General features: G+C 46.9%; 9 protein-coding genes. 1 reads left to right on the forward strand and 8 read right to left on the reverse strand.

Going from position 1 to position 14848, the window contains the following annotated elements; all coding sequences use genetic code 11:
- Window positions 1-515: 515 nt before the first annotated feature.
- The 5 genes from AC1DSE_RS04155 to AC1DSE_RS04175 form a co-directional block, all read right to left on the reverse strand.
- Window positions 516-956: a hypothetical protein gene (locus AC1DSE_RS04155; protein ID WP_477511247.1), complete on the reverse strand. Its 441-nt coding sequence runs from the start codon at window positions 954-956 to the stop codon at window positions 516-518.
- 4 nt (window positions 957-960) lie between these two features.
- A complete protein-coding gene (locus AC1DSE_RS04160; RefSeq protein ID WP_477527430.1) occupies window positions 961-3258 on the reverse strand; it encodes a helicase C-terminal domain-containing protein in 2298 nt (765 codons plus the stop codon).
- Window positions 3259-3477: 219 nt separating this feature from the next.
- The gene (locus AC1DSE_RS04165; RefSeq protein WP_477511249.1) at window positions 3478-3852 is read right to left on the reverse strand and encodes a hypothetical protein; all 375 of its coding nucleotides are present in this window, start codon (window positions 3850-3852) and stop codon (window positions 3478-3480) included.
- A gap of 69 nt (window positions 3853-3921) precedes the next feature.
- Window positions 3922-5088 (reverse strand): PP2C family protein-serine/threonine phosphatase, encoded by a 1167-nt coding sequence (locus AC1DSE_RS04170; protein WP_477511250.1) that lies wholly within the window; start codon window positions 5086-5088, stop codon window positions 3922-3924.
- Window positions 5089-6146: 1058 nt separating this feature from the next.
- Window positions 6147-9266 carry a beta-galactosidase gene (locus AC1DSE_RS04175; RefSeq protein WP_477527428.1) on the reverse strand — a complete coding sequence of 1040 codons (3120 nt, stop codon included), beginning with the start codon at window positions 9264-9266 and terminating at the stop codon, window positions 6147-6149.
- Window positions 9267-9399: 133 nt separating this feature from the next.
- On the opposite strand from AC1DSE_RS04175, the gene AC1DSE_RS04180 reads away from it, so the two are divergent.
- The gene (locus AC1DSE_RS04180; protein ID WP_477511252.1) at window positions 9400-11733 is read left to right on the forward strand and encodes a helix-turn-helix domain-containing protein; all 2334 of its coding nucleotides are present in this window, start codon (window positions 9400-9402) and stop codon (window positions 11731-11733) included.
- Window positions 11734-11818: 85 nt separating this feature from the next.
- Here the strand turns inward: AC1DSE_RS04180 and AC1DSE_RS04185 are convergent, their stop codons facing one another.
- The 3 genes from AC1DSE_RS04185 to AC1DSE_RS04195 all read right to left on the reverse strand — a co-directional run.
- Window positions 11819-13432 (reverse strand): extracellular solute-binding protein, encoded by a 1614-nt coding sequence (locus AC1DSE_RS04185; RefSeq protein ID WP_477511253.1) that lies wholly within the window; start codon window positions 13430-13432, stop codon window positions 11819-11821.
- 120 nt (window positions 13433-13552) lie between these two features.
- Window positions 13553-14464 carry a carbohydrate ABC transporter permease gene (locus tag AC1DSE_RS04190; RefSeq protein WP_076266323.1) on the reverse strand — a complete coding sequence of 304 codons (912 nt, stop codon included), beginning with the start codon at window positions 14462-14464 and terminating at the stop codon, window positions 13553-13555.
- Between the two features lie 19 nt (window positions 14465-14483).
- Window positions 14484-14848, reverse strand: a 365-nt coding sequence (locus tag AC1DSE_RS04195; RefSeq protein WP_477527429.1) for an ABC transporter permease subunit, incomplete at its 5' end; no start/stop codon positions are given.

Genomic DNA, 14848 nt, shown 5'->3' on the forward strand with positions numbered 1-14848 from the left:
ACCTTCGATTTACTCCCGAGAACACAAAAAAAGCGTGTCGTCGTAACGACACGCTTCTTCCCCTCAAAAAAACGCGACTTAGAACATAGTCAAGTCTCGCGAGGTCATAGAAAAGGCGCATAATTACGATGACGTAATCATGCGCCTCTGATGATGGGGTTTACCCTTTAATCAAAGTGAAACAACGCGCGGATGGATTACGTTATTCATGTTCAAATGATGGTTATTCTTCGCTGCAAATTGATTGTAATCGTAAGTGTTCATGTAACGTAACCCTCCTCTCGCTAAAATATATTAGTCACTTTACCATCCATAGAAATTACTGTCAATACCGATTGGTAAAAAAACAAATTATGCCGAGCAAGATGGCAAATGGAATATATCAGCGATTGACGGTACAAGAACGGAGAAGGTAAAATGTAAAATGGCTCGCAGCAGCCACTTATTTTTGAAAGAAGGTGATTTTACAGCATGCGTATTAGAACTTATGCAATCTGCTTATATATCATCACAATTTACTGGATTTCGTTACATATTCCGAGTATGCACACCTTGTTTTTCCCTACCTTGGGTGCCTTCAGCCTGCTCTTCATCTCGCGTCCATTCGAGAAAGCCGAACTACGCAAAATCGCCGTTGGCGCCGTGCTTTCCTCGCTGATCGGATCTTTATTTGCCCACTGGAACGCGAGCGCTCTTTCGCTGCTTCTCACGCTTATCATCGTTATTTTTTGCATCCGAACCTTCAAATGGAACGCGCCTCCGATTTTGGCCGTCGCACTCATTCCTTTTTTTACACATCCCACGTTATTCTGGGTCGTTCCCTTGTCCGTATGCGGATCGCTGCTCGGGTTATTAATCACCTTATCGGCTGCAGCATATGTCGAGAAAAGGTTTGGTTCCGTGCAATTGCCGTCATTTCTCAGCCGCAAACCAAAAACAGAGTCCGATTCTGTCAATTGATTATCCCTTCCACTCCTCAGGCAAAAGCCGTTGATACTGGGACTGCAAATACCGATCGTCGATGAGCACGAGTGTGCCGCGATCGGTTTCCGAGCGGATGAGCCTTCCTCCAGCTTGCAGCACCTTGTTCATTCCCGGAAATACGTAAGCATAATCGTACCCATTCTTGCCCTGCTCGTTAAAATAATCCTTCAGCATATTGCGTTCTACACCAAGCTGCGGCAAACCTACCCCAACAACGATAACGCCGACCAATCTGTCTCCGACGAGGTCAACGCCTTCCGAGAACACGCCGCCCATCACCGCAAAACCGATCAAGGACTTCCCGCTCCCAGCCTGAAATGCACCTAAAAAACGATCCCGCTCTTCCTCTGCCATATCGGGCGTTTGCAGCAGTACCTCTGCATCCGAGGCCGCTCCTGTTGGAACAGACCATTCCTTCAGCTCCATATACGTCTCATAAACAGCATTCATGTAAGCGTAGGATGGGAAAAATACAAAATAGTTACCCGGCCGCTCACTCATCAGCTCCATAATCAGCTTCGCTATCGGCAGCTTAGATTGATCGCGGTCATGGTACCTTGTAGAAAGCGGATTAATGACTACATCAAGCTGTTCCTTCGCAAAAGGAGACGGCACTGCGAGCGTATAATCATTTTCTCCCGCTCCCAGCATGTCCATATAATACGAGACGGGAGAGAGCGTTGCAGAGAAATAGATATGCGAGCGATAACCCTTACCGACCTGCTGCAGCAATTGAGAGGGATCAAGGCAAAACAGCTTAAGCCGAACATCGCTCTTCGAAAGCTCGATATAGACGACATAACGATCATCAAATAACTTAGCTGTCCGCACAAAATTTTGCGCTGCAAAATAAGTATCCAGCAGCGTGCTGTCTCCGCTAACACCTATAGCTATCGCCTGTTCCGCAGCCGACGCGAACGCATCCACTAATGCGACCAGCTCCTCCGGCAGCTGCCGCTGAATCAAATGCGGCGCCCCATCGCTGCTTTTGCGCAGCGCGATGAAATAATCATTGATTGCCTTGGCGGTGCGATACCCCTCGTTATGCACACCCTTCAACTCTCGCTGCAGCGCAAGAAACGGAGCTTTCGTCAGCTCCGCAGAGAACATCTCCCGCGCTCGATCCACAAGATTATGTGCTTCATCCACCAGCAGCGCTGTCCGTTTCTTCATCTCCGCATATTGACGCTTAAATGAAATGCGCGGGTCAAAAATATAATTATAATCACAGACAACCGCATCCGATGCATACGCCAAATCCAGCGAAAATTCAAATGGGCAAACCTTATGCTTATGGGCATAGGCTTCGATAACAGGCCTCGTCATAATCGTTTCCTGCTCCAATATATCAAGCACGGCCCCATTAATCCGATCATAGTAGCCTTCCGCGTAAGGGCAATGCTCTTTCTCGCAGCGGACTTCCTCCTGGAAGCATATTTTATCCTTAGCCGTAATCGTCACAGCGTGTAGATGCAGCCCTTTCTCGCGCATAAAAATCAGGGCGTCCTCGGCAGCCGCTCTTGTTGTCGTCCTTGCTGTCAAATAGTAAAAACGCTGCAGCATGCCTGCTCCTATCGCTTTGATCGTTGGATAGGTCGTCGATATGGTTTTCCCTATACCCGTCGGCGCCTTCGCAAACAAACGAACGCCTTCCTCAATTGATTTGTAGACCGCTCCGGCAAGCTTGCGCTGCCCTGCTCGGTACGTCTCAAACGGGAAAGCAAGCCCCTTAATGCTCTCATTCCTTAACTGCTCATGCTTGCGGAGCTGCTGCACATAGGGAGCATATCGCGCAGTAATCTCATAAACGTATTGCTCCAGCTCTACGAAGCTGACTTCCCGCATGAACCGCCGCTCTTCCTCTGTTTTCGTCTGCACATAGGTAAGCTGTACACGCATTGCGGACTGTTCATGCTCCTTAGCATACATGTAGGCATAAAATAGCGCCTGCGCCCAGTGGACAGGATAACCGTCCTCTGCTATACGATCCAAGTCACCGCCAGTCGATTTGATTTCATCTACGGTCAATATCGGGTCTGTCCCAAGCAGTCCATCACAGCGTCCGTCCACGACAAACAGCAGATCATCCAACTGGATATCCGCTTTGACATAGACCTCCTTCTGATCCTGCTCACCATAGGTTAGCTGTACTCTCTGATGCGCTTTCGTGCCCTCATGCATCGTATCGATGGCATTTAGCCTTACGTCGATGCTGCCGCTCAGAAATACGTATTCGACTAAGTTTCTCACCGATATCGTGACCGTATCGTTTATCAGCATATTTTCCTTCTACCGCTCCCATAAAGAACATTTGTTCCTCTATTGTAACATAAGCATCATCATCATCGCACAACAGTTATGTTTGTTATTCGCTTGGCGAAGGTACTTATCGCATGTATTAAATCGACAAATAGACGTCAATATTGTATGGAATACAACATAGACGTCTATTATGGAAGCCTTATTCTCCAGCTAATCTATGCGGATCAGTAGTTAGAGCTCTTCCGTCTCATCCTCAGGGTGATTGCCGACACCATTCAATAGGTCAATGCCGTGGAATTCCTCACCGGGAGACGCAGGATCGATCGGACTGTCCTTCGCCATAACATCCGCATCGGGCACCGAAGCCAGCTCCTCAGAAATTTCCTCTGGCGTATCGACCTCGTCGTCCAGCCTCGTACGATTATCCAGCGAAGCAGGAATATGAGATTCAAGCACGTGTGCATCGGGATGCTGCTTCTCCAGCAGCTCCGATGCATGAGGCACAGCTGCGCCACTCGCATCCTCCGTAAACAAACCAAAATCAGGATCGATATCCTTTTCCGTTGCTAGGCTTTTAGCATGCCGCACATCATGTTCATTATCCATTATAAAGACCTCCTTCTTCATATCACCTACCTTATACTACCCACTATCTGGGCGTTTCTAACCATAAACCTACACACAAGCTAATATGGCTATCGTTGCGTTATCCTGGTAAGGCCTTTGTTCTGCAAGCACATGCTGCAAAATAAACGCTGCGGCAAGCGGAGGATATAAGCACGACGCCTCATCCAGCAGCTTATCTGATAAATCGTCATAGAGCCCATCGCTGCACAATATAACTAAATCGCCCGTCAAAAGGTGCAGCGGCTCTTGATTGGCATCGATTTCTGTTATGCGAGGGATACCTAAATAACTTGTTAACAAATGGCGCTCCGGGTGTGACTCGGCTTCCTCCTGTGTTAGATTGCCCGCCAAAACATACTCCCGTAACCGATTCGCATAAATATGATCCCTCGTTAGCGGCATGAGCACTCCGCCTCGAAACAAATAAATACGGCTGTCGCCGGCAGATATCCAGTACAGCTCTCCTTGATGGATGACGGTCGCAATAAGCGTCGTTCCGACACTCCATTCGAGTTCATGACTTAGCGCCATCTCATATACAGCTTGATTGGCAAGATGCAGCGACTGCTCCAATGCCCGCGGGATAGACTCCTCTGTTGATTTTGATATATATTCATTCAGCATCGTTTGCACGGCAAGCTGCCCCGCCTCCTTCCCCATAGCATAGCCGCCCATGCCATCCGCAAGCACAGCAAGCACGCCGTGACGCTCAATAGCTTCTTCATCTTCGAGTGACGAGAAGCCATAAGCATCCTGCTGCTCCTCACGCTCACCAATATGCTGCGCATGACCGGTAATGACCTTCATCGTGATGACAGCATTACGGCTATTCGTTATTAACTCAGCGGCAGCGTTTGCGGCTCCAACGATCTGCTCGATTGAAGGTGTTTTTAGAGGGACGGGTGGCGGCTCCCATGCAGGCGTTACGGCAACCTCTGGCCTTGACTCCGTCTTCGCTCTAGCGGCTTCAACCACTTCATGGCTGCGATTGCTTATGTGACTGTTGCCAGCTGGCAGATCGAATACAATAATCAGGATTAGCAGGGCCCCAAACCCGATCATGCCAATTGCGATCGCTATCTCAATAATCTCTCCTTGCTCACTAGTCCACAGCTGTTCCAGCTGCTTATCCGGAATCGCCGCTACTCCGATATAGACGATTACAAGCAGCAATAAAACAATAGCCAAACCTTTAATGATCCCTCTTCTGTTCATTAGATCCCCGCCTCGCCTCAGCTTGTCACCCACCATCTACCATTTTATTTGCGATAGCAGCGATTTATGCCGAAACCATAAGTAGAAAACGTGCATAATAAGCAACTTCTTAGACAGAAAGGAACCGATGCACAAAAAGAAGGTGCTATTCAAAAAGATAAAAAGCCATGCGGCACGCTCTCATCTGCCCCTGCTCTTCTCAACTAATATTGATCTGCAATATAGGCTTATTTTCATCAAACAAGCTCATTTTTCAAAAATAGAGCTAGAAAGTAGACTTAAAAACTTCATCAACACCACAAATCAGCATGATTTGGAGACGTTTCAGCCAAAATAGAACTAAAATATAGTCTTATTTTCATCAAACAAGCCCATTAATCAAAAATAGAGCTAGAAAGTAGACTTAAACTTCATCAACCCCGAGAATCAGCATGATTTGGAGACGTTTCAGCGAAAATAGAGCTAAAATATAGTCCTATTTTCATCAAACGACCCCACTGTTCAAAAATAGAGCTAGAAAGTAGCCTTAAATTCCTCGTCACCCGCAGATTAGCATGATTTAGAGCCGTTTCAGGGAAAATAGAGCTAAAATATAGCCTTATTTTCTTCAAACGATCCCATTGATGAAAAATAGAACTAGAAATTAGTCTTATACTTCCCCATCACCCGCATATCAGTATGATATGAAACCGTTTCAACGAAAATAGAGCTAAAATATAGTCTTATTTTCAACAAATAAGCCCATTAATCAATAATAGAGCTAGAAATTAGTCTTAAACTTCCACATCACCAGCAAATCAGCTTGATAAAGTGACGTTTTTGCCAAAATAGAACTAAAATATAGACCTATTTTCAACAAACAAGCTCATTGATCAAAAATAGAGCTAGAAACTAGGCTTATGTTTGTTTAACCTCGTTCAGTTAAAATTAGTGAAGCTGTTTTTTTGAAAACAACCACCTAAAAAGAAACAGAGGCTGTTCCAAAAGTAGATTTATCTACCTTTGAAGCAGCCTCTCGATAAACATTGCAGTTGTCTAAGCTAACCCCATTACAAAGCTCATACGATAATATCGCGATAGGACGCCAGCACATTGCCTTCCAAATCCGTCGCAAATAGAACCGAGCGTTCACTCTCCAGCACGAAGCTGTAGCTCTTGTTGGTTTTTGCGTCACGCACAGTAACAGGACAATCCGTACCCGCTTCCGAGATAAAAGTATACAGGCTTCCTTGCTTAAATTGCAGCTTGCTGCCAAAGAGCCCCGGGTGGTCTCCGCCTGCTTCCCATACGATTCCTGGCTTCAAGTCCTCAGCCTCATGCAGCGCAGCCTCATAAAGCGCAATAAGGGTATCCGTACGCTCGTTAAGCTCCAGCGGCAGCGGACACCACATGACTTTGCCTAATCCGTGAGCTACGGTACGAACGGTTGAAATGCCATCCGAATAGCTTCCGCTGCTGTCCAAAGCAATTTCTTTGTTCAGCTCGCCAATCTTCTTGCCTCCGAAAGAAGCTTTGAAGGTATGCTCGCCAATTTGCAGCGTTTCCTCCCGTGATATATTGCTCAAACGATACGGTCCTACAATCGATTCCGCCCGTGAGGTTGGCTTCCAATATTCATCCAGCCCAATAGGTCCGGTGAAGAGCAGCGTGCCTCCATGCGCTTCAACATGCGCAAGCAGCTCCGTCAGCGCAGCATCGCTGAAATTGTGAGCGCTCGGAACGATAATGAGCTTCGGTTTGTCGCGCTGCAAGGTTTCCAAGTGAAACTCTCCAATGCCGCGATGCGGAAGCTTCATCTCGTAGCCCAGCACACGAGTTAAATTCCCTGTCGCTTCGCATGCAAAACGGCGGCTGGAAAAATCATTGGAGTAAGGAAACACTACCGCAATCTCCTCTAGCTGGCGTTCCTCAAACAAGCTCGAAATCTGCCCAATAAATTTGCCAAAATCATAGGATACATCCGCTTCCGGCTTCTGTGTCCCGTCAGCCCGCAGTGCACCGATATTCGACTCGCAAACGTTGTCCATGAAATAGTTTGTATTCCACAGCCACTGCACCGCACCTGCGCCGCCTGCGRCAAAAGCATATGCATATTTGCGCTCCAAGATGTTCCTCAGCTCTTCCTCTGAACGCTTCGCCCGGTTATCCGGCATTTCCACATACATAATGCCCGTTTCTTGAATCAAGGTCGGCTTGCTAGGATCTTTGCCATATACGCTGTCCCATAGCAGCCTGTCATTCAGCCACCAAGTGTGTACGGTTGTGTAATCTACGCTTTCCGCATAAATTAGCGGGGAAGGACGCGGCCCCATGCCAAGCGCCTCGTCTTGGCCAACGGTCACGAGCTGACGCGGGGAAATGGCATGAATCGTTGCCGTAAGCTCCCCTACCCAGCGGTTATGCATATCCATCGTAAACCGTGTATAGTCCAGCCAGCGCGTGTTTTTCTTCAGCTTCTTCACGTCTTGAATATCAAACGCGATGTCCGTTTGCTCCGGCAAGGTGATCGCTTCAAAGTCCGGCAGCTCCGTGCTCGTCATATTCCACCGCGCCTGCAGCTTGCCAATCGATGCGTGCCGCTGCTTTAGCCAATTCACATAGGCTGCTTTTTCAAAAGGATCATGCATGGAGCGAGGCCCTGAGAAAATGCGCATATGATCAAATAATGAAGGCTCATTGATCAAATCCCACTGTACATTGGACGTGTGTTTATGCCTGGATACGATCGCTGCAATAAACCGTTTTTGTGCTTGTACGCTTCTTGGATCGAGATACGGATTTTTGCCTTCCCAAGCTTCGGGAGCAAAGGCGAAGAAGCTGAAGGTCATTTCAATCTCATGTTTAGCCGCTGTCAAAATAAAAGCATCTACAGCTCTGAGCAGCTCTTCCGATGCATGTCCATCCTCGAACATAAGATGCCGCCACGCCGTCCATAAACCGGTACGAATCAGGTTGATGCCGGCTTCCTTCATCGTCGCCATATCTTGATCCCAGATCGCGGCATTTGGCATAGACACGAATTTCCGGCCAACATCCGAGGTCATATACGTCATTCCTACAATCGGGAAGGGAGCGCCATTTTTCTCAAAATAATCCCGACCAACTGCAAGCGGCGTACCTCTCTCCAGCAAATCGCGGTCATACCCCCAGAAGCCCTGCCGCAGTACTCTTTTTTCTCCGCTTTCAGCTTCGGCTTCACATACAATCTCATACAAGCCCGGCTCAATAGCGAGCGGTACACTAAAACTCATATACTCGATTTCGCTTCCAACGCTCACGCTCAACTGATGCTCCCATACCGCCTTAGCCTCTCCTTGCTTATAAATAGAAATAGCCATCGACCAGTTCTCTTGCTTGCTGCTTTGCTCATAGCCGTATGCCGCTTTAATCTGCTGTGCTTGAAGCGTCAGATGCGGTCTCTCTGCTTCATAATAAACAGCGTAGCTCGGTTTAATCCAAAGCTCAGTTACACCCCTCGCACAAAATGCCGCCCATTCTGCAAGAGCATCCGCACCTGCGCCCGACCAGAAACGGTCAGTCAGCTGTTGATTCACAAACAACCAGCGTCCGCCTGCAAAGTCGCCCTTGTTATGCTCGATCAGAACGACAGGAGCCGATACTTCCCGGCCGCCTGCCGACATTCCCTTCAGAAGCGGACGAATGTGTGCATTCATCGGTCCCTGCGAGCCCGTAGCCTGATTCAGCTGATCCCGCTCATGCGTCACATGCAAAATAAGGCCAAACGTAGGTTCAATCGTGAACAAATGCTCCTTGCCCTGCAGCAAAGGCAGCTCCTGATTGTGGCACAATTCAGTCGAGCGCGTATGATCGACAGCAAGCGCTTCATGAATAAATAGTTCCTGATGGTACGCTGTCATCTCCTGCTGGACGTCCCACTGCTCGCCATCCCGGCTCACCGGCTGTTTAAAAGGGGCTCCGCCTGCATGAATCAATCCCCCGCCCCRCTTTACAAAAGCGAGTATTTCCGGCCATGATGCTTTCGGAAAATACGATCCGTGCAAATGAACGAGGCAGTCTACCCCGTCCTCTTTAAGAGCTGCTGACAATCCTTCCGCATCGGTTACTTTAAACAGACTATTCAGCTTTTGAAGTGCCTCTGTATTTGGCGCACAGCCGTCTAACGGAAAAGTAGGGTCATAAAATAGTACTGCTTTCATGGTTCTCGCTCCTATCATTTCTCTATTGTTTATGGATCTTTACTTTCCATGATCCGCTATTTATTGCATAATGGAAGACTAAGCGTCATGATTGAACATGGATTACAATTACGTACTGGAGGCGAACACAGTCGTGTCAAAGCTCACAAATAAGTCAACTTCGTTGTCACGAGCCAAAATAAATTGGAATCATTTGAAATCAAGCTTACTTCTAAAATACGCCTTGTCGTACATACTTATCTTCCTAATCCCTTTGACCGGAGTTACCATATTCGTTTATGAAAACGCAGTCACTGGTCTTCGCTCAGAGATAGAACAGTCCAATGTGAATCAATTGAATCAAGTGAAAATGACGATTGATGACCGGATGAGAGAGCTTCAGGAAATCGCCAGCAAAATAGCTTACGACGAGCAATTAACGCCTTATATGGTTCGTGATCCCTATTTCGGCTGGGAAGCTATTCGTCAACTTTCTACCTACAAAGCCAACAGCAGCATTTTGGAAGATTTATTCCTATATTTCCATGAGGATTCCACTATTTACTCATCTCGCGGCCTTACCAATGTAGATGTTTTATTCAGCCAAACCTATCAGTTTAATCAAGTGAGTAAAGAGGATTTACTTCATGACCTAAATGAAGCCAAAGGTCCGATTATGCGTCCTGCTGAGCAGGTCAACGTTAACTACCGCAAGGAATCTATGCTTACGCTGCTCGTTCCGATTATGCCAAATGATCCTTTTCCTTATGGAACCGTTGTCTATTTGATGGAAGAGTCCAAGCTGACCGGAGTCATGGATTCCATCCTCAACAACTTTTCCGGCAGCAGCTATATCTTTGATCAGGACGGCAAAATGCTGACGGCCAATAATCATGGAGCAAGCATGCCGCAGGGTGACTTAGCTATCCTCTCTGCTTTGCAGCCAGGCATTCACAGCCTGACACTGAACGGCGAGAAGCAGTCTGTTGTTGCTGTGCTATCGCAAGAAAATGGATGGACTTACGTCGCCGCAATGCCGAGCCATCAATTTTTCAGCCGTGTCGTTCACATTCAGACTCTGATTCTACTTGTATTCAGCATCGTCGTACTGACGGGCATTGCCGCAGCTATGTTATTGGCCAAGCGTCAATACCATCCCATTAAAGATTTAATGGAGTTCGCCAAACAAAAGAGCAAAAGCACTGCATTAGATTCAGCAAAAATCAGCAACGAATGGGATTGGATCAAGCAGACCATTCATGATTATAATGCTCGAATAGATATACAGGTGCCTTATGTTCGCAATCAGTGCTTACTGCTTCTACTCAAGCATGGCAAGCCTGACGACCCAGAGATCGAGCAGCTAGTCTTGGATGCAGGACTTGAGCTTCCGCAGGGGCAAGGGTATTATTTCTCTGTTATTTTGGCTTGGAATGCTTCCAATACGGGCGAAAATTCCCGTCAGGAACGCCAGCAGATGCAGGAAATGCTCCATGAATTGGAGCTGCCGGATCTCCATTCGCGAGTTTATGGGATCGAGTTCTCCCCAGCAGAGCAATTTGCGTTCATGGTTAGCCTTATACCATCAGAGTCCGTACCTTTGCAGGAGCAGATTGAACAAATCGTTGAGTCCATAAAGCTCATGATTATGGAAAACTCGCAGCTGCTGCCATCGCTAGGGGTTGGTACGCCATACGAGAATTTGGCAGAGCTTAATCAATCCTTTATCGAAGCGGCTACCGCGCTGGAATTCCGATTGGCAGGCGGTAATGGCCACGTCACTTACTTTGAACACTTGGCAGAGCTCAGCTCGCCTGATACAGAGACCTTCTGGATCTCCAAAAAATCGCTGCTCAAGCTAGAGCAAAGCTTAAAGCAAGGAAACGCAATCGTAGCCAGACAAATGATTAGCAGCATCATCCTTGATATGAAAAACGAGTCATTATCGGTATCCTTACTGCGCTGCTTTTGCTATGACCTGCTAAATGCCTTGCTGCGGGCAGCCTCTGAAATGGGCATGCACAGCGTTATTCAGCATATTTCTGCCTTGGCAACCTTCGATACACTCGAAGAAACCGAACAAAAGCTGAACAGGCTTGCCGAACAAATTTGCGACCAGGTGGAACGAAATACCGAGAACGAGCAGCATTCTTTAATGGACGATATCGTAGCGTACGTGGATCAACAATATGCGGATTACACGCTCAGTCTGGAGCATATCGCCTTGAAATACGCGATCTCAACTTCCTATTTGAGCCGCAGCTTCAAAGAAAAAACAGGCCTCAACTTTTCACAATATATTTCGCGCTGCCGTATGGATGAGGTCATGCGCCTGCTGCTGAGCACCGATGCTCCACTTAAAGACATTATTGAGCAAGTCGGATACTTGGATACACCGAACTTTATTCGTAAATTTAAGAAAGAAACAGGCCTTACCCCAGGGCAATACCGTAAGCTTAATGCTCCCGAAGTCCACCATGTGGAGTAAAGCCCATCATTGTCATCATGCTCATAATCAAAGCCAACTCTTAAGCACCGTTTCCGGTGCAAGAGTTGGCTTATTTACTTGGATGTTAGCTCGTTTTCCAGCGGTCGTATGCCGTCTGATAAATCGCCGCCATCCGTTCTCCACCCATTTTCTTGATCGTGCCAACGTATTTATCCCAACCGCTAATCGAATCTTGACCTGTAATAAACTTAGCTTCCATTTGCATAACATACGTGCTCAGGTCAGAGCGAAGCTTTGTAACCTCAGCCGACTCTTCTGCAGTTAAGAACAATGCTGGAAACGGAACTCTTGCACCGCGATCCAACAGCTTTTCTTTATTTTCCTTGCTTACCCACTCATCGAACTCTGTTTTCAAGCCCTTTGTAAGGTCATCACTAATAACCATAGGCGCGGCAATACCATAGTTAGGCGTAAGTGTTGAGCGGTATTCCTCACGATCTCCACCGCCTGGAACAGGCAGCCATTCCTTCGTCATTGAAGCTTTGTCAGTGTATTTCCAGAGCGTACCTTCAGGTCCTTTGTCAAACAGCATTGCTCCATCATAGGAGTACAAATAATCGACCCAACGCATCGATGCTTCCGGCGCTTTGTTGCTGCTCGTAATGGCGAAGGCGCCTGTTGAATAACCTCTATTTTTTGCAATTGCAGGAGCTGCTACCATATCGCTCTTCACAGGGCTGAACAGCACATCTTCGGTGTCTGGCTCGCCGCCAAGTGTAAAGTATGCATGCCACTCCGAGAACAATCCGACTTGATTGTTTTTAGCTTTTGCTTTCTTCTGATCATCCGTTTGAGAGAAGGACTCATGATCGAGCAGTTCCTCACTCCAAAGACGATTCATGTATTCCAGGTACGCCTTGTAAGGCTCTTCCATAGGCGTATAATGAACAACATCCTTGTCATCTACATAAATTTCTTCCTCATATGCGCCAAAAGCTCCTAGAATCCACGTCCGCAAATCTCTCATCTTCGAGGAGGAAGCGAGTGGAATTTCGTCTTTTTGGCCATTGCCGTTCGGATCCTCTTCTTTGACCCGCTTCAAATAAGTGTACAATTCCTCCGTTGTTTCAGGAATTTTCTTAATATCAAGCGCTTTCAGAAAGTCGCCGTTATACCAAAGCGGATTGCGGTACCATGGCTGGTTTAAATCAAATCTTGGCAAGGAGTAGATATGCCCGTCCGGTGCTGTGATGGATTTGCGAATATCCGGGTAAGCCTCAAGCAGCTTCTTCACATTCGGTGCATATTCGTCAATAAGGTCTTCCAGTGGAATAAGAATGCCTTGTCCACCATAATTAAGCTCCTCAGCCTGAGTTAGCTTTGCGCCAAACAATACATTAGGATAATCGCCGCTTGCAAAAACTAGATTTTTTTTCGTATCAAAGCTGTCTCTAGGCGCATTCAAATACTCAAATTTAATGCCCGTCAATTTCTCCATTTCGTCCATTACCGGCATGTCATTCCAGTTCTGAATACCGATGTCCGGCGCCATTAGCGTTAAGGTAAGCTTCTCATTAACGATTGGAAAACCTTCCTTATTCACGTTTGCAGCTGCTCCTGCTCCCGCTCCAGTCGTATTTCCTTTTTCCTTGTCGCCGTTCGAGCCGCAGCCCGCAAGCAATGTAACCGTCATCACACCTGCAAGCAGCAAGGACGCTGCTTTTCTTGATTTGTACATTCTTAAATCCTCCCTTTTTTTCTTCTGTACTATTTAAATGATGCTATATAATAAGCGAAGGAATGATTTCCTTCGTCCATTATCTCACAAAGTCCTTCGGAAAAGCTCCGAACAAGGCAACTAACCCTTTACAGAGCCAATCATGACGCCTTGTACGAAGTAACGCTGCAAAAACGGATAAACGGCAATGATAGGAAGCGTCGATACAATAATGACTGCATATTTGACCAAAGAAGCCGCATCTGCCTTGGAATTCATCGCCATTGCTACTTCACCGCTAACCGCGGCACCCGTAGTCTCTGCTGTCATTTCCTGCAGCACAAGAATTTGACGCAAAATCATTTGAAGCGGATATTTCGCCTCGTCATTCAAATAAATCAATGCAGAGAAATAACTATTCCAATGGCCTACTCCATAGAAGAGAGCCATAACCGCAATAATCGGTGAGGATAGCGGTAAAATAATACGGACAAATAGCTTCAAGTTCGTACAGCCATCCATATGTGCAGCCTCTTGCAGCTCCTTCGGAATCGTAGACTGGAAAAAGGTTCTCGCCACGATGATATTCCATACTGAAGCAGCGACTGGCAAAATAAGCGCACCCATGCTGTTAATGAGGCCTAGGTTTTTAATTAATAAGTAGCTTGGCACAAGGCCTCCGCTGAAGAACATCGTAACTAGAATGATGCCCATGAACAGCTTGCGCCCGATGAAGTCGGTTCTGCTCAGCGCATACGCGGCAGGCAAGGTAACGACTAGATTGAGCAGCGTACCCACGACCGTGTAAATGATCGTATTGAGATATCCGTTCCAAACTTTCGCGTTATCGAATACCAGCTTGTACCCTTCCCACGTAATCCCCTTCGGAAACAGCCACATTTCACCTGAATTGACGTATTTCGGATCACTTATCGAAGCGCTGACCATATAAAGCACCGGGTACAACACAACGATTAGCGCTAGTAGCAAATAAATATAGTTCAAAATGAGAAACAGCTTATCGCCCTTTGATTCTTTTACTGCTGTAACCATACGATTCTGCTCCTCCTTCCTACCAAAGACTGGTTTCGCTTGTGCGTTTCGCAATTTTGTTGACCATGATAAGCAAAAGCGCATTCACGACTGAATTGAACAAGCCCACAGCTGTAGAGAAGCTATACTGTGCATCTACTAGCCCGGTTCGGTAAACAAATGTAGAAATGACATCCGATGACCCCATATTTAATGGATTTTGCAGCAGCAAAATTTTCTCGAAGCCAACGCCCAAAATATTGCCCATGTTCAAAATCAATAAAATGGTGATGGTCGGTACAATTGTCGGCAAGTTGATGTGCAGCACTCGTTTGAATCGGCTTGCGCCATCGACGATAGCAGCCTCATGAAGCTGAGGGTCTACGCCAGACAATGCTGCAAGGT

The sequence above is a fragment of the Paenibacillus sp. 01L418 genome, from assembly GCF_056400045.1.